Source organism: Pseudomonas sp. NPDC087029 (genome assembly GCF_044745345.1).
In the GTDB taxonomy this organism is placed as follows: Bacteria; Pseudomonadota; Gammaproteobacteria; order Pseudomonadales; family Pseudomonadaceae; genus Aquipseudomonas; species Aquipseudomonas faucium.
Genome location: NZ_JBIVAB010000009.1, coordinates 26,277 through 42,668 on the forward strand (window position 1 = coordinate 26,277; position 16,392 = coordinate 42,668).

Genomic DNA, 16,392 nt, shown 5'->3' on the forward strand with positions numbered 1-16,392 from the left:
TTGGGGTCAGAACGACGCGGTCAGGCTGGTGTACAGGGTGCGCCCCGGTTCGTTGTAGGTGGCCGCGCCAGCCCCTTCGATGCCGTTCACGCCCTGGGCGTTGCCGGCCCGGTACAGGCGCTTGTCGAACAGGTTGTCGATGCCGGCGGTCAGGCTCAGGTGCTTGCTCAGCGCATAGGTGCCGCTGGCGCCCACCAGGGCGTAGGGCGCCAGCTGGTCGTTGGCGGAGCCGGTGACGCGTTCGCCGTGGTAGTCGTACTTCTTCGGCTTCTGCTTGCCGTACCAGGCCACGCTCAGCTGCAGCGACAGGTCATCGCTGGCTTGCCAGTCGAGCATCGAGTTGAGGGTGTAGGCCGGGGTCACCGACAGGGTCTCGCCGGTTTCCTTGTTCTTCGACTGCAGCATGTAGGTGAGGTTGTTGTTCCACTTCAGCTGTTCGCTCAGCGGGATGGTCAGGGTGCCTTCCAGCCCTTCGACCACGGCCTTGGGGATGTTTTCCCACTGGTAAACCGCCGCGTTGGCGTAGCTGCCGCTGCCGCCGATGGCGCTGCCGATCGGGCTCAGGCCGGAGTCGATCTTGTTCTTGTAGTCGTTGCGAAAGTAGGTCAGGCCCGCGACCCAGCCATCACGCTGGTACTCGATCCCCAGCTCCTTGTTGATGCTGGTTTCGGCCTTGAGGCTGTCGTTGCCTTGCAGGTAGCAGCTGGTGCTCTGCCCGTAGCAGCCCTGGCCGCGGCTGTAGAGCAGGTAGTCGGGGTTGAGCTGGTACAGGTTCGGCGCCTTGTAGGCACGGGCGATGCCGGCCTTCAGGGTGAGGGTGTCGGTCAGCGCGTGGGACAGGTTCAGCGACGGGCTCCAGTTGTCGCCGACGATGCTGTGGTGATCGAAGCGCAGGGCCGGGGTGAGCATGGTGCCCGGCAGCACTTCGATGTTGTCTTCGGCGAACAGCGAGAAGATCTGCGCTTGCGAGCTGGTGTCACGGCCGCTGCTGGGCAGGCCGCCGATGGCGCCGCCTTCGCTGGTGCTCTGGGTGTTGGCGCTGGGGTCGTCGAGCTTTTGCTGGGTCCATTCGCTACCCAGGGTCAGGGTCTGGTCGCGCCAGGCGTGCAGCGGCAGGTTCAGCTCGCCGTGGGCGGTCAGGTCGCGCAAGGTCGAGGTGTAGAAGTCGGTGTTGCTGAAAATACCCTCGGTGCCGCCGGCCAGGCCTTCGTTGATGCGCTGGTTGCGGGTCTTTTCGTATTGCAGGTAGGCCATGCTGCTGCCGAAGTCCCAGTCGCCGCGGTGGGTGAGGGCGAAGTTCTCGCGGTAGAGGATGTTGGTTTCCTTGCCCAGCATGTTCTTCACGTTGGCGTTGGAGTTGGTGTTCTGGGTATCGCCGGTGTAGATGTTGCCCTGGCGGCTGAAGCCGGCTTCCAATTCCAGGGTCTGCTCAGGGGTCAGGTGCCAGCTCAGCAGGCCATTGACGTCCTTGTTGCGCACGCCTTCGCGGCCTGCGGGCAGGGTGCCGGCCTGGTTGCCGGTGCGCGCGGACTCATGGCCGGCGTTGATGTCCCAGTCGTCCGCGTCGGTCTTGGCGACGTTGCCGTAGACGCGGTAGCTGAGCGTGTCGGTGAGCGGGCCGTTGAGGCCGAAGCTCACGCGCTTGGTGGCGCCTTCGTCGCCGTGCTGGGGGAAGTTCTGGTACACGGTCATGTTGCCGTGGGTTTCGCCGGAGGCCTGCTTGGTGATGATGTTGACCACCCCGCCCATGGCGCCGGAGCCGTAGCGCGCCGCCGCCGGGCCACGGATCACTTCGATGCGCTCGACCTGGTCGGCCGGCACCCAGTTGGTGTCACCGCGCGAGTCGCGCTCGCCACGCCAGCCATAGCGCACCGAGCTGCGGCTGCTGACCGGCTTGCCATCGACCAGGATCAAGGTGTTCTCCGGGCCCATGCCGCGGATGTCGATCTGCCGGTTGTTGCCGCGCTGGCCGCTGGTGGAGTTGCCGGTCAGGTTGACCCCGGGCATGGTGCGGATGATCTGCGACAGGTCGTTGGCCGGCGGGCGCTTCTTGATGTCCTCGGCGGTGATGATCGACACCCCCGGCGCCTGCTTGGTCTCTTCCAGCGCGGTGGCCACCACGTTCTGGCTTTCCAGCTCGATCGGCGCCGGCTGGTCGTTGGCGGCGTGCACGGCGCTGCTCAGCAGGCAACTGGAGAGCAGCAGGAAGGGGGCGAAAGGCAGCGGGCGGGGCGACATCATCGATCTCCGGGGCAACGGGCGGAAGGCAAGAGATCGTGGATGATAATTACTCTTAATTGAGAGTAAAGCGCATTAACTTTCTAAACATTTGCAGCGCTCGGCAGCAGCAGGTGCAGGCACAGGCCAGGGTGGCCATTGCTGGCCCACAGCTTGCCGCCTTGCAGCTCGACGGCGCGGCGGGCGATGGCCAGGCCCAGGCCGAAACCGGCGCCGCTGCCGGCCAGGCGCTGGTAGGGCTGGAAGATGCGCTGCAGCTCATCGTGGGGCACGCCGGGGCCCTGGTCGCTCAGGCGCAGGTGCCAGCAATCGCCCTCGCGCCAGCCATCCAGGCTGACCCGGCCGCCCTCCGGCGAATGGCGGATGGCGTTGCGCAGCAGGTTCTCCAGGGCCTGGGCCAGGCTGTCGAGGTGAGCCTGCACCACGCAGTCGGTGCCCAGCGAGCAGGGCAGGCGGGCGAGGCTCCAGCCACTTTCGAAGCTACTGTCCTGGCACAGCGCTTCCCACACCGACAGCACCAGCACCGGCTCGGTTGGCAGCTGCGGCTGTTCGGTGTCCAGCCAGGCCAGGTCGAGGGTGTCTTCGAGCAGCTTCTGCATATCGCCTACCTCGCGGTCCAGGCGCTCGCGCAGCTGCGCCGGCGGCAGGCCGCTGTCGTGGGCGATGCGCAGGCGCGCCAGCGGCGTGCGCAGCTCGTGGGACAGCGTGCGCAGCAGCAGGCGTTGCTGCTCCAGGCTCTGGCGCAGGCGGCCGGCCATGTGCTCGAAGGCCTGGGCCAGTTCGCCGAGTTCGTCGCGGCGCTTTTGCAGGGCCAGGCCAGGGCTTTGCAGGTCGTCGGCGCGCAAGGCGTCGGCGCGGTCGCGCAGGCGGTTGAGCGGCGCCACCAGGTGGCGATACAGCGCCAGGCCCATCAGCAGCGCAAGCAGTGCGGGGGCCACGCCGTGGGTGATGACGTGGGTCCAGGGGGTGAGGCCGGTGGGCAGCAGGCGCTCGGGTAGCTGGATGACCAGGCGGCCGTCCTGCGGGCGTTCGGGGAAGGCGATGCTGACGTAAGGGAGTTCGTCCTGCAGGCGCCGGCTCATGGGCCAGTCGAGCTTGCGCATGAAGGTCAGGTGGCCGGCGTCCTCGGCGCTCAGCGGCGTGCTGCCAAGGCTTTCCAGGCGCGGGCCGACCAGCGCCACCCAGGTGTCTTCAGCCTGTTCGAGCTGGCGGCGATAGGCTTCGGCGCCGGCTGCACCGCCGTGGCGCCAGGCGCTTTCGGCCTGCTGTGCATAACGTGCCAGGTAGTCCTGGTCGGCAGGGGCGAGGAAGTAGGTGCTGCGCTCCACCGACAGGCCCCAGGTCCAGATCAGCCAGGTCAGCAGCAGGCAGAAAGCCACCTGCAGCAACGCCAGCTTCCACAGTAGCGGGTGACGACGCATCAGCGGTTTTCCGTGTTCACCAGGATGTAGCCCTGGCCGCGCACCGCCTGGATCTGCAGGTGCTGGGCGCCGATGTCGGCGAGTTTGCGGCGCAGGTTGCAGACGTGCACATCGAGGCCGCGGTCCAGGCGGGTGTAGGCCCGGTGCAGCACGGTCTGGTAGAGGAATGCCTTGCTCAGCGCTTCGCCGGGGTGGGCGTGCAGCGTGGCCAGCAGGCGAAACTCCGAGCCGGTCAGGCCGGCGTCCTGGCCGTGGTGGCTGACGTCCTGGCGGCTGGCATCGAGGGTCACCGAGCTGTCGCTGCGCGGCTGGGCCGGCTGGCGGTCGAGGGCAACCCGGCGCAGCAGGGCGTCCATGCGGGCATCGAGCTCGGCGAGGCTGAAGGGTTTGGGCAGGTAGTCGTCGGCACCGCGGGTGAAACCGCTGATGCGGTCCTGCTCGGCGCCCAGGGCCGACATCAGCATCACCGGCACGGCCTGCTGGCGGCGCAGTTGGTCGAGCAGGCTGAGGCCGTCGATGCCCGGCAGCATGATGTCCAGCAGCACCAGGTCGAAGCGCTGCTGTTGCATGGCGTTCAGCGCCTGGGTGCCGGTGGCGCAGGCGTGAACCCGCAAGCCACGGTGGATGAAATGGCGTTCCAGGTCCTGGCGCAGGTGGGTGTCGTCTTCGGCGAGCAGCAGGTGGGTGGGCACGGCGTGGCCTTGAATGAGAATTCGTATCAATTACGAATCATCCCACTGCAGCGGGCGTCGAGCAATGCCCAGCCGTGCTTAATACCTGCGCCCTTGGCATGGCTTACCAGTTGTAGGTCACGCTCGACACCACCGTGCGCCCTTCGCCGTAGTAGCAGTCCCATTCGCTGACGCAACTGGCGACATAGGTCTTGTCGGCAAGGTTTTTCACGTTCAGCGCCAGTTTCACGCCTTTGACGCGCAAGGCCGACAGCCCCAGGTCGTAGGTCAGGCTTGCGTCATACACGGTGTAGGAGGGGATCTGGAAGGCGCCTTCGTAGTCATCCCCGTAGTTGCTGCGGGCGTAGCGGGCGCCTACGCCCGCACCCAGGCCGGCCAAGGGCGTATCACCCAGCACCATGTAGTTGAGCCACAGCGCTGCCGTCAGCGGTGGGTTGCCTGCCGGGTGGCGGCCTTTGCGGCCGTCGTTGTCCTTGGTGTACTTGATGTCGTTGCGCGCCGCCGAGGCGATCACGCTGAAGGCTTTGCTCAGCTCGGCCTTGGCTTCGAGCTCGAGGCCCTTGGAGCGAATGGCACCGCTCTGGTTGCTGAAACCTGGGTTGACCAGGTCAGTGGTGAGGATGTTCTTCTGTTCCAGTTCGTACGCCGAAACCTGCACGAAGCTGTTCTGCCCCGGCGGCTGGTATTTCACCCCGGCCTCGTACTGCTTGCCGGTGGAGGGGGAGAAGGCGCTGCCCTTGGCGCTGGTGCCGGCAAGGGGCAGGAACGATTCCGAGTAGCTGACGAAGGGGGCCAGGCCATTGTCGAACAGGTAGACGATGCCGCCACGGCCGGTGAACTTCTCGTCCTTGCTGCTGGTGTGGTTGCCGCTCAAGGGCTCCTTGTTGTTGGTGTCGGCCCAGTCGTAGCGGCCACCGAGCACGAAGATCCACTTGTCCAGCTTGATCTGGTCCTGGGCATACAGGCCGGTTTGGGTCACGGTGTTGTCCCAGCGGTAGTTGTTGCCGAAGTTCAGGGGCTGGCCGTAGACCGGGGTGAACAGGTCGATGATCGGCGGGTTGAAGTCGTACAGGCCATCGAACTTCGAATTGAAGTGGTAGTAGTCCAGCCCGATGATCGCCGTGTGGCTGAGCGGGCCGGTGTCGAATTCGGCCTGGGCGATGTTGTCGACGCCGAAGACTTTGTTGTCCTGTTGCCAGTCCACGCCATAGCGGGTGGTGTAGCGCTGGTCATCGACCCCGGTGATCGGGTTGGTGACGAAGCGGTAGCCGTGCAGGGGCGCAGTGTAATGGTCGTTGACCCGGGCATAGCGCGCGTTCTGCTTGAGCGTCCAGGTGTCGTCGAGCCGGTGCGCGACCTCGTAGCCGAAGGCGTATTGCTCGCGGTGGTAGTCGTTGACGCCGGGCTCACCGAGGAACAGGTCGCGGTCGATCTTGCCGTTGGGGTTGTCGAATACCGTGCCCACGGCGGGCAGGCCCTGTGCTTCGGGTACGCCTTTGTCCTTCTGGTACTGGGCGAACAGGGTCAGGCTGGTGTCTTCATTGGGCCGCCAGGTGAAGCTGGGGGCGATGAACTGGCGCTTTTCCTCGACGTAATCGATCTCGTCGTTGCTGTCGTTGGCCAGCGCGGTCAGCCGGTAAAGCCACTTGCCGTCGTCATCGAGCGGGCCGCCCAGGTCGATGGCGGCGCTCTTGTGGTCGTAGCTGCCGGCTTCGAACTTCACCTGGTGCAGCGCCTCGGCGGTCGGCCGCTTGCTCACCAGGTTGACGATGCCGCCAGGCTGGTTCTGCCCGTAGAGCACCGACGCCGGGCCCTTGAGCACCTCGATGCGCTCCAGCCCATAGGGTTCGATCTGCAGCGCGCCGCCGGTGCTGCCGCCGCCATAGGGCAGGTGCAGGCCATCGAGGTACAGCGGCGTGGGTGAAAAGCCGCGGGAGGTGGGTTCATCGAAAATCTTCACCCGGTCGGAAAAGCCGCCGCCGGTGATGCCTGGCGTGTAGCGCAGCGCCTCGGTCACGCTCTGGGCGGCGCGCGACTGGATCTCGGTGGCGGTCACCACGTTGATGGTCTGTGGGATTTCCACCAGCGCCGAGTCGGTCTTGGAGCCGGTGGCACTGCGCTTGGCGACGATGCCGTCGACCGGGCCCCAGGCGCTTTCCAGCGCCTCGGGCGCGTTGACGTTGGTGGCGCCAAGTTGCAGCGGGCCGTCCAGCACCGGTTGCAATGACCAGCCGCCCTGGGTGTAGACAGCCTGCAGGCCACTGCCGGCGAGCAACCGCTCGAGCCCCTGGGGCACGTCGAAGCGCCCCTGCAGGCCGGCACTGCGCTTGCCTTCGGTCAGCTGTGCATCCACCGACAGCATGATCCCGGCGTCGCTGGCGAAGCGGTTCAGAACCTGGTCCAGGTTGCCTGCGGCAATGGCGTACTGGCGCGCCTGGCTCATGCTGGCGTCGGCCGCCCATGCCAGGCCCGGCAGCGTGGGCGTGGCAATCAGCAGGCTGGCGAACAGGCCGCCGCGCAAGGCGCCGTTCAAGGCAAACTTTTTCAGTGGTGGATGGTAAAGCACGCTCTGATTCCCCCGATGAGACTGATTCTTGATTTGCTTTCAAGACCTATCCCGAACGGGGCATGAAAACCGACAAGGGTTGATGAAGTTTTTCTGCTCAGGCTCGGCGCGTGACCGTCACCCAGTAGCGGGTCACGGTCTCGACGCGCACTGGCAAGGTGCGCTCGAGGGCCTTGAGTACGTTGTCGGTGTTCTCCAGGGGGAATACGCCGGTCAGCAACAGGCTGGCGGCCGCTGCATCGCAGCGAATCCAACCCGGGCGATAGCGCTTGAGTTCGGCCAGAAAGTGCCCCAGCGGCTGGCGCTCGGCTACCAGGCGGCCTTCGCTCCAGCTGCTGCTGTCGGGGTTCGCGGGGCGCATCGGGCCGCAGGCGCTGTCACTGAACCACAGGCTGTGGCCGGCGCTCATGTACACCGAGGCGCCATGCCGGGGGCTGACGCGCAGTTGGCCGTCAAACAGTTCAACCTGGGTGCCGCCGTTCAGCTCGCGCACCGAGAAGCGCGTGCCCAGCGCCTGAACCTCGCCGCTGGCGGATTCCACGATCAGCGGGCGGTTTGCATCGTGGCCGCTGGTCAGCAGTATTTCGCCGCCAAGCAGCCGGATTCGGCGTTCCCGGGCACTGAAACGCAGGTCGATGGCGCTGGCGCTGTTGAGGTCCAGGCGGGTGCCATCGCTGAGCAGCATGTGGCGGATTTCGCCGGTGGCGGTGCGATGCTGGGCAAAGGTCGCGCGCCATGGCAACTGGTCGTGCAGCAGGTAGCCGCTGCCGCCGGCGACCAGCAGCAGGCCAAGGGCCTTCAGCGCGGCGCGGCGCTGCGGGTCCGGCCTGTCGCGCAATACCGCACGGGCACAGTCTGCGGGCACTGCGGCGAAGGTCTCCTGCAACTGCTGCAGGCGCTGCCAGGCTCGCCGGTGTTCCGGGTGCGCCTGCTCCCAGGTGGCGAATGCCTGGCGCTGTTGGGCGTCGAGCTCGCCGCCCCAGTGCAGCATCAGCCATTGGCTGGCCTGCTCGACGATGGCCGCGTCGATCGGCGCGTCGAAGCGGCGGTTCAAGGCGCGTAGACCAGTTGATAGCAGGCCAGGATCGCCCGAGTCATGTACTTCTGCACCGAGCTGACCGTGACCCCGAGGCGTTCGGCAATCTGTGGGTAGGTCAGCCCTTCGAACTGCGAGAGCAAGAACGCCTGGCGCACGTTATCCGGCATGCGGTCGAGCATGGCATCGATCTGCACAAGGGTTTCGAGAATCAGCGCGCGGGTCTCAAGCGAGGGTGATTCAGGCTCGGGCAGGTGCGCGATGCTTTGCAGGTAGGCGCGCTCGATGCGCAGGCGGCGCCATTGGTCGATGACCAGGTTGCGGGCGATTTGCGCAAGATAGCTGCGGCTCTCCCGCGGGCCGGGCATGCGCCCCGACACCATCAGCCGCAGGAAGGTGTCCTGGGCAATGTCCGCCGCGTGCTCGCGATCACCCAGGCGCCGACGCAGCCAGGCCTGCAGCCAGCCATGGTTGTCACGATAAAGGCTATCCAGGGTGTCGGTGGGGTCTGTCGCGGCCATGAAGGTCTTCGCCTGTTAATGATAGGCATTATCATTACACGTTGAGTGGCGACTGGCAAAACGACATTGCGGGTGAATCGCAGGCATTAAAAAGCCGGCTTGTGGCCGGCTTCTCGGGGACGCTTCCGGCTAATTTATGGTAAGCCGCAACCGCCTTAACTGTGTGGCCGACAAGGGCCTGAAAGAGAGGGCGAACGCTCGTATGGAGTGCTGCCGAGCCCTCTGGAACGCGGCTTGCGCCGGCCGGGGCTTAATGTGCGGCGTAGCATACAGAGGCTGGCACAGGATGCCCAGCAAAAATTGGCACAGGGTGTTTCAGCCGGGGCGGCGCTGGCGGTAATGCGACCAGTGGAACACCCAGCCGAGGATTTCCAGGCGTTGGTCCTGACGTTGGGCGCGGGTGTAGCGCTCCACCGGGAAATTGTGGCGGTCGTTGCTGTGCAGGCACAGGGTGTCGTTGTGGCCGCGGCTGAGGCTGTTCACCCTGAGTACGCCGTTGTGCAGCAGGGCGTAGATTTCGCCATCGACCACGCGGGTCTGGCTCAGGTCGACGGCCAGGATCGCCTCGCGCGGGAGCCAGGGCGTCATGTTGCTGGCAGGCATGGCCAGGCTGACGGCATTGTCGGGGGCCACGCCGAGTGTCTTGAGGGCTTGGGCCGGCAGGCGCAGGCAATGCCCGTCGAGGGCTGCCAGGCGGCCTTCGCGCACGTCATGGAAGGGGATCTGCAACAGCCTGCCGTCAGGTTTGGACAGCGAGTGCGTCGACGCCGGTTTGGCGCTGCAAGCGTCCACCCGCAGGATCGAGCTTGGGTGCTTGGGCCCTTCGCCGCAGCGCAGCCAGCGCCTGTGCACACAGAACAGGTCGGCGATTTCGTCCAGGCGAGCCAGGGGAATGCCGCGCCTGAACCAGTTGTTCACGTGCTGGGGCGTGACACGCCGCTGGGCGGCGAAGTCGGAAGGGGTCAGGCCGCATTCTTGGAGCAGGGCCTTTAGGCGGTCACCGGAAGTATTCATGGGGCCGAGTCTAGCGGCCACGCTTGAGTAGGGAAATGAACCCGATGTTGATGGCAAATGTACGAAAAAAGCTCTGTTGTAGGGCGTTTGCGTAGGAAGCTGTAGGACTTTTTACCGCTCAGTCGCCGCCCACAAAAAAACCCGCCGAAGCGGGTCTTTTTTTGCAATCGCTATCAGCCCTTGTAGGCAGCGACCGACTTGGTGATCGCGGCGCGGGCGGCGTCGGCGCCTTCCCAGCCTTCGATCTTGACCCACTTGCCCTTCTCGAGATCTTTGTAGTTCGCGAAGAAGTGCTCGATCTGCTGGATCAGCAGGGCCGGCAGGTCGGTGTATTCCTTCACGTCGACGTACAGCTGCGACAGCTTGTCGTGCGGTACGGCGATGACCTTGGCGTCGCCGCCGCCGTCGTCGGTCATGTTCAGCACTCCGACCGGGCGGGCGCGGATCACCGAGCCTGGGGCAACCGGGTATGGGGTCACGACCAGCACGTCCAGCGGATCACCGTCGTCGGCCAGGGTGTTGGGGATGAAACCGTAGTTGGCCGGGTAGAACATCGGGGTGGCCATGAAGCGATCAACGAACAGGGTGTCGCTGTCCTTGTCGATTTCGTACTTGATCGGCGCGTGGTTGGCCGGGATCTCGATAGCGACGTAGATGTCGTTCGGCAGGTCTTTGCCAGCCGGAATCTTGCTGTAGCTCATTGGGCAGTGCCCCCGTGTTTGATCAAAAAAAGTGGCGCGATTATAGGCACATTCTGTCAGGCCATGCCACGCCCGACCTGATGCGCGGGCGCATCAGGCGTGGCTTTCGCGGTAGTCGGGGTGTTCGGCCTGCAACCGCGTCAGGCGTGCCAGCGGGTCCTGGCGGTAGAACAGCACGAGCTGCTGGTACACCTGTGGATAAGCCTGTTGCAGCAGGTCGGGCGCGCTGAAGAAATATTCGCTGGTGACGGCAAAGAACTCGGCCGGGTTTTCCGCCGCGTAAGGGTCGATGGCGGTCTCGACGTCGGGGTTGGCATCGAGCTGGCGGTTGAGGTCGTCGTAGGCCTGCTGCATGGCGCTGGCCCAGGCCTCGACGTGCATGCCGCTGTGCAGCGGCGGCAGGCCGTTGGCATCGCCATTGAGCATGTCGAGCTTGTGCGCCAGCTCGTGGATCACCAGGTTGTAGGCCTCCCAGCCGCCGCTGGCCAGCACCCCGGCCCAGGCCAGGATCACCGGGCCCTGCTGCCAGGCCTCGCCGCTGTGCTCGCCGTCCCACACATGCTCCACGCCGCTGGCGTCGCGGTGGCGCTGGGGGCTCTTGAAATCGTCGGGGTAGAGGATGATCTCGTGGAAGCCCTGGTACCAGTTCAGCTCGCCCAGGTGCAGCAGCGGCAACTGGGCCTGGGCGGCGAGGAACAGGCGCTGCTCGTCGTCCAGCTCGACGCCGGGCAGGGTGGTCAGGTGCTTGTCGAGCAGGAACAGGATGCAGGCTTCACGCAGCCAATGGTCCTCGGCTTCGCTGATGCCATCGAGCATCGGCAGGCGCTCGCGAATCGCCTGCCATTGCCGCGGCTCGATCGGGTAGCGCGCCAGGGTGCGCTTGCGCCGCCAGGCGCTGAACGACCACATGTGCGCTGTCAGTGCGCCTTTGCCGTGCGGCCCAGGCGGCCACGCAGCAGGCCCAGGATCATCGGGATCAGCGACAGCAGGATGATGCCGACCACCATCAGCGACAGGTGCTGCTTGATGAAGGGCACGTTGCCGAAGAAGTAGCCCAGGGTGACCAGGCCGCCCACCCACAGCAGCGAGCCAGCAACGCTGAAGCCCAGGAAGCGCGGGTAGTGCATGTGGGCAATGCCGGCGACGAACGGCGCGAAGGTGCGCAGGATCGGCAGGAAGCGCGCCAGGGTCACGGTCTTGCCGCCGTGGCGGTCGTAGAAATCGTGGGTGCGCTGCAGGTAGTCGCGGCGGAAGATCTTCGAATTCGGGTTGTTGAACAGGCGTTCTCCCGCCGTGCGCCCGATCACGTAGTTGGTGCTGTCACCCATGATGGCCGCAGCCATCAGCAGGCCTGCCAGCAGTACCGGGTCCATGCCGCCACCGGCGGCCACGGCGCCGGCGATGAACAGCAGCGAATCGCCAGGCAGGAACGGCATCACCACCAGGCCGGTTTCGCAGAAGATCACCGTGAACAGGATGGCGTAGATCCAGGGGCCGTAGTTGGTGACCAACAGATCGAGGTAGGCATCGAGATGGAGGATAAGGTCCAGCGGGTTGAATTCCATGTACAGCACCTGTGTTCTTGACCCGCAGCTACGGGCGCGCGGACCTGCGGGAGGGTAAAATTTCACACATGTCAGGAGGAGGCATTATACGGCGAAGTCGGAATCATGCCCGGGGAGATTGTAGCGGGGGGTTACTGGCCCTATCGCCGGCAAGCCGGCTCCCACCGTTATTTCACTGCGCTCGAGGGCAGTGGGGTACTTGTGGGAGCCGGCTTGCCGGCGATGGGGCTGATCAGTCCAGGGTAATCGGCAGGATATAGCTCTCGAACTCGGTATCCCGGCGAAACCCGATGGATTCATAGGTCTTGCGTGCCACTTCGTTGTTGGCGCTGGTCGACACGCGCATGCGCACGGCCTGGGTTTCGCGGGCCATTTTCTTGGCCTCGCGCATCAGGTGGTCGGCCACCAGCATGCGCCGCGAGTCTTCGGCGACGAAGATGTCGTTGAGAATCCACACCCGCTTGAGCGACAGCGACGAAAAACTTGGATACAACTGGCAAAAACCCAGCAGCTTGCCATCGTCATCATCCGGCAGCGCCAGGTAGATGATCGATTCGCCACGTTTCAGGCGTTTTTCCAGGAAGCTGCGCGAACTGTCTGGAAAAGGTAGCTGCCCATAGAACTCGCGGTAGCGGACGAACAGCGGAGTGAGCAGGTCGAGGTGTTCCAGGCTTGCCTTGATGATGCGCATGTGTGGCCCTCAGAGTCCATTTGGGGAAACAGCGGTGTGCCAGCAGCTTTCAAGCGCATGCTGCCCAATGCTGGGCAGAAGCGCAATCCGCGTTCCATGACATGTTGCTTACCGCTCGCCTAGCAGGAAGTTTCCTTTTTGGGTGGCTGCATTGTCACTTTCGAGTGTGTGAACTTCGGCTTCATCCTTCAGATTCACCCCGGACAACTGCCGCCGACACGCCTCGCGCATCAGGTACAGCAGCCGGTGGGCCGCCATGCCGTAGCTCAAGCCCTCCAGGCGCACGTTGGAAATGCAGTTGCGGTAGGCGTCGGTCAGGCCGACCTTGGGCCCGTAGGTGAAGTACAGGCCAAGGCTGTCGGGGGAACTCAGGCCGGGGCGTTCGCCGATCAGCATCACGGTCATCCGCGCGCCGAGCAGCTCGCCCACTTCGTCGGCCACGGCCACGCGGCCTTGTTCGACCAGCAGCACCGGGGCGCTGCTCCAGCCATCGGCGGCCGCCTGTTCCTCGAAGCGGCTGAGAAACGGCAAGGTGTGGCGGTGCACGGCGAGGGCCGAGAGGCCGTCGGCGACCACGATCGCCAGGTCGCAGCCGCCGGGGTTGGCCTGGGCATGCTGGCGCAGTTGCTCGGCCGATTCTTCATTCAGCCGCCGCCCAAGGTCCGGGCGTTGCAGGTACTGGTGGCGGTCGCTGGCGGCGCTGTGCAGCACCAGGCTATCGCGGCCGCGGCCTTTCAGTTGTTCGGCCAGCGCGCCGTGGTCGAACGGCAGGTGCACGGCATCACGGGCCTGGGCGTGGGCGAACTGGAAGTCCAGCTGCGCGCCGGTCGGCAGGCTGATGCCGCTGCGGCCAAGGGCGATGCGCGCCGGGGTCAGGTTGCGCAGGGCCAGCCAAGGGTTTTCCGGGGTGGGGGTGCGATGCTCCATGGTCACCTCTATGCCAACTGCGCCAGGGCCTGGCGGAATGCCGGCGGCAGGTTGTCGCCGAAGCGAACACGCCCGTCGGCCTGGGTGAAGATGCCGGTGCGCTGCAACCAGGCCTCGAACTCCGGCCCAGGCTTGAGGCCCAGGGTCTGGCGCGCGTACAGCGCGTCGTGGAACGAGGTGGTCTGGTAGTTGAGCATGATGTCGTCGGAGCCGGGGATGCCCATGATGAAGTTGATCCCGGCCACGCCGAGCAGGGTCAGCAGGGTGTCCATGTCGTCCTGGTCGGCTTCGGCGTGGTTGGTGTAGCAGATGTCGCAACCCATCGGCACGCCGAGCAGCTTGCCGCAGAAGTGGTCTTCCAGGCCGGCGCGGATGATCTGCTTGCCGTTGTACAGGTACTCCGGGCCGATGAAACCGACCACGGTATTGACCAGAAACGGCTTGAAATGGCGGGCCACGGCATAGGCGCGGGTTTCGCAGGTCTGCTGGTCGACGCCGTGGTGGGCGTTGGCCGACAAGGCACTGCCCTGGCCGGTTTCGAAGTACATGAGGTTCTGCCCGAGGGTGCCGCGCTTGAGCGACAGGCCTGCCTCGTAACCTTCCTGCAGCACGTTGAGGTTGATGCCGAACCCGGCGTTGGCGGCCTCGGTGCCGGCAATCGACTGGAACACCAGGTCCAGCGGCACGCCGCGGTTGATGGCTTCGATCGAGGTGGTGACGTGGGTCAGCACGCAGGCCTGGGTGGGGATGTCGTAGCGCTGGATGATGGCGTCGAGCATTTCCAGCAGGGCGCAGATCGAGGCGATGCTGTCGGTGGCGGGGTTGATGCCGATCATGGCGTCGCCATTGCCGTAGAGCAGGCCGTCGAGGATGCTCGCAGCGATGCCGGCCGGCTCGTCGGTGGGGTGGTTGGGCTGCAGGCGGGTCGACAGGCGCCCGCGCAGGCCCATGGTGCCGCGAAAACGGGTGACCACGCGGATTTTCTGCGCCACCAGCACCAGGTCCTGCACGCGCATGATCTTCGACACGGCGGCCGCCATTTCCGGCGTCAGGCCCGGGGCCAGGGCGCGCAAGCTGTCTTCGTCGGCCTCCTCGCTGAGCAGCCAGTCGCGCAGGCCGCCCACGGTGAGGTGGCTGACCGGCGCGAAGGCCTGGGCGTCGTGGCTGTCGATGATCAGCCGGGTGACTTCATCCTGTTCGTAGGGAATCAGCGCTTCGTTGAGAAAATGGCTGAGCGGGATATTGGCCAGGGCCATCTGCGCGGCCACGCGCTCGCCGTCGTTGGCTGCGGCAACGCCGGCCAGGTAATCGCCCGAACGGGCCGGGCTGGCCTTGGCCATCACGTCCTTGAGGCTGTCGAAGCGGTAGACCAGGTGGCCTACCGTGTGTACGAAACTTGCCATACAGAATCTCCAGAGCGCCGCAGGGCGGGCCTGCGGCGGGTGTCGGCGATCAGTGCAGAGCCTCTTCGGCCTTCTGGATCGCGGCGAATTCCTCTTCCGGTGTGCCCGCCACCAGGTGATGGCGGCTGTAGAACGCAAAGTAGGCGATCAATACCGCATAGATCACGGCTGCGCCAATCACCACCCGTGGGTCGACCAGGAACCCGGCGACCACCGCGATGCAGGCCAGCACCAGGGCCACGCCCGAGGTGAAGATGCCACCTGGGGTGCGATAAGGCCGTTCCATCTTCGGCCGGCGGATACGCAGGGTGATGTGCGCGGCCATCATCAGTACATAGGACAGCGTAGCGCCGAACACCGCCACCAGGATCAGCAGGTCGCCCTGGCCGGTCAGCGACAGGGCGAAACCGATGATGCCGGGGATGACCAACGCCAGTACCGGGGCCTTGCTCTTGTTGGTTTCGGACAGTTTGCGCGGCAGGTAGCCGGCGCGGGAAAGCGCGAAGATCTGCCGCGAATAGGCATAGATGATCGAGAAGAAGCTGGCGATCAGGCCCGCCAGGCCGACCAGGTTGACGAAGCCGCCCATCCAGGTGGAGCCGCCGTAAGCCTTGGCCAGCGCTTCGACCAGCGGGTTGCCGGAGGCCTTGAGCGCATCGGCGCCGGCGCCGCCCGGGCCGACCACCAGGATCAGCAAGGCGAAGGCCAGCAGCACCAGCATCGCACCGATCAGGCCGCGTGGCAGGTCGCGCTTGGGGTTCTTGGTTTCCTCGGCAGCCAGCGGCACGCCTTCGACAGCCAGGAAGAACCAGATGGCGTATGGGATTGCCGCCCACACCCCGACATAGCCGAACGGCAGGAAGCTGCTGGCGCCCACCGCGTCGGTCTGGGCGATGTCGAACAGGTTCGCTGCATCAAAATGGGGCACCATGCTCACCAGGAACACCGCCAGGGCGATGGCGGCGATGGCGGTGATGATGAACATCAGCTTGAGCGCTTCACCGACGCCGAAGATGTGGATGCCGATGAACACGACGTAGAACGCCAGGTAGATCATCCAGCCGCCGATGCCGAACAGTGACTGGCAGTAGGCGCCGATGAACACGGCGATGGCGGCCGGGGCGATGGCGTATTCGATCAGGATCGCCGTGCCGGTGAGAAACCCGCCCCACGGGCCGAAGGCGCTGCGCGCAAAACCGTAGCCGCCGCCTGCGGTGGGGATCATCGAGGAAAGTTCGGCCAGCGAGAAGCACATGCACAGGTACATGGTGGCCATCAGCAAGGTGGCCAGGAACATGCCGCCCCAGCCGCCCTGGGCCAGGCCGAAGTTCCAGCCGGCGTAGTCGCCGGAGATCACGTAGGCCACGCCCAGGCCCACCAGCAGGACCCAGCCGGCAGCGCCCTTTTTCAGTTCACGTTGCTGGAAATAGTCGGAGCCGACTTTTTCGAAGTCGACGGAAGCACCTGCCGGCGCACCGGCGGAATGATCGCTTGGCATAGATTCACCTGTTGTTTTTCTTGGTGGCCGGAAGGGTTCCGGCCGATGGTGATGGGTACTGCAGGAAGTGAGCCAAAGGTTTTTGGGTGGCTGTACCGGCCCTCTCGCCGGCAAGCCGG

Annotated in this window: 14 protein-coding genes; all 14 read right to left on the reverse strand. The window is 65.3% G+C overall.

Translation table 11 applies throughout. From position 1 onward, the window contains the following. Nucleotides 1-6 precede the first annotated feature (6 nt). The 14 genes from ACIPG5_RS15915 to eat all read right to left on the reverse strand — a co-directional run bounded on the left by ACIPG5_RS15915 (nucleotide 7) and on the right by eat (nucleotide 16,273). Nucleotides 7-2,238, reverse strand: a complete 2,232-nt coding sequence (locus ACIPG5_RS15915; protein ID WP_401376395.1) for a TonB-dependent siderophore receptor — start codon at nucleotides 2,236-2,238, stop codon at nucleotides 7-9. A gap of 83 nt (nucleotides 2,239-2,321) precedes the next feature. After that, on the reverse strand, nucleotides 2,322-3,659 hold the full coding sequence (locus ACIPG5_RS15920) for a histidine kinase sensor domain-containing protein (RefSeq protein ID WP_401376223.1): 1,338 nt from the start codon (nucleotides 3,657-3,659) through the stop codon (nucleotides 2,322-2,324). Then, complete coding sequence (locus ACIPG5_RS15925) at nucleotides 3,659-4,351, reverse strand: response regulator transcription factor (RefSeq protein ID WP_401376226.1); 693 nt, start codon at nucleotides 4,349-4,351, stop codon at nucleotides 3,659-3,661. The genes ACIPG5_RS15920 and ACIPG5_RS15925 overlap by 1 nt, the downstream gene beginning before the upstream one ends. Before the next feature lie 103 nt (nucleotides 4,352-4,454). After that, nucleotides 4,455-6,899, reverse strand: a complete 2,445-nt coding sequence (locus ACIPG5_RS15930) for a TonB-dependent siderophore receptor (protein WP_401376398.1) — start codon at nucleotides 6,897-6,899, stop codon at nucleotides 4,455-4,457. 115 nt (nucleotides 6,900-7,014) lie between these two features. Beyond that, complete coding sequence (locus ACIPG5_RS15935; RefSeq protein WP_176517339.1) at nucleotides 7,015-7,971, reverse strand: FecR domain-containing protein; 957 nt, start codon at nucleotides 7,969-7,971, stop codon at nucleotides 7,015-7,017. Then, a complete protein-coding gene (locus tag ACIPG5_RS15940; RefSeq protein ID WP_176517340.1) occupies nucleotides 7,968-8,474 on the reverse strand; it encodes a sigma-70 family RNA polymerase sigma factor in 507 nt (168 codons plus the stop codon). The genes ACIPG5_RS15935 and ACIPG5_RS15940 overlap by 4 nt, the downstream gene beginning before the upstream one ends. Nucleotides 8,475-8,789: 315 nt before the next feature. Beyond that, complete coding sequence (locus ACIPG5_RS15945; RefSeq protein WP_236238044.1) at nucleotides 8,790-9,488, reverse strand: XRE family transcriptional regulator; 699 nt, start codon at nucleotides 9,486-9,488, stop codon at nucleotides 8,790-8,792. 173 nt (nucleotides 9,489-9,661) lie between these two features. Beyond that, nucleotides 9,662-10,189: an inorganic diphosphatase gene (gene ppa / locus ACIPG5_RS15950; protein WP_003255365.1), complete on the reverse strand. Its 528-nt coding sequence runs from the start codon at nucleotides 10,187-10,189 to the stop codon at nucleotides 9,662-9,664. A gap of 93 nt (nucleotides 10,190-10,282) precedes the next feature. Next, complete coding sequence (locus ACIPG5_RS15955; protein ID WP_176517342.1) at nucleotides 10,283-11,098, reverse strand: zinc-dependent peptidase; 816 nt, start codon at nucleotides 11,096-11,098, stop codon at nucleotides 10,283-10,285. Nucleotides 11,099-11,106: 8 nt separating this feature from the next. Beyond that, nucleotides 11,107-11,754: a DedA family protein gene (locus ACIPG5_RS15960; RefSeq protein WP_176517343.1), complete on the reverse strand. Its 648-nt coding sequence runs from the start codon at nucleotides 11,752-11,754 to the stop codon at nucleotides 11,107-11,109. Nucleotides 11,755-11,986: 232 nt separating this feature from the next. Then, the gene (locus ACIPG5_RS15965; RefSeq protein WP_176517344.1) at nucleotides 11,987-12,445 is read right to left on the reverse strand and encodes a GNAT family N-acetyltransferase; all 459 of its coding nucleotides are present in this window, start codon (nucleotides 12,443-12,445) and stop codon (nucleotides 11,987-11,989) included. Between the two features lie 108 nt (nucleotides 12,446-12,553). Continuing rightward, on the reverse strand, nucleotides 12,554-13,372 hold the full coding sequence (eutC, locus tag ACIPG5_RS15970; protein ID WP_401376232.1) for an ethanolamine ammonia-lyase subunit EutC: 819 nt from the start codon (nucleotides 13,370-13,372) through the stop codon (nucleotides 12,554-12,556). 8 nt (nucleotides 13,373-13,380) lie between these two features. After that, nucleotides 13,381-14,775 carry an ethanolamine ammonia-lyase subunit EutB gene (locus ACIPG5_RS15975; RefSeq protein WP_176517346.1) on the reverse strand — a complete coding sequence of 465 codons (1,395 nt, stop codon included), beginning with the start codon at nucleotides 14,773-14,775 and terminating at the stop codon, nucleotides 13,381-13,383. A gap of 49 nt (nucleotides 14,776-14,824) precedes the next feature. Further along, nucleotides 14,825-16,273 carry an ethanolamine permease gene (eat, locus tag ACIPG5_RS15980; RefSeq protein WP_401376235.1) on the reverse strand — a complete coding sequence of 483 codons (1,449 nt, stop codon included), beginning with the start codon at nucleotides 16,271-16,273 and terminating at the stop codon, nucleotides 14,825-14,827. Nucleotides 16,274-16,392 lie beyond the last annotated feature (119 nt).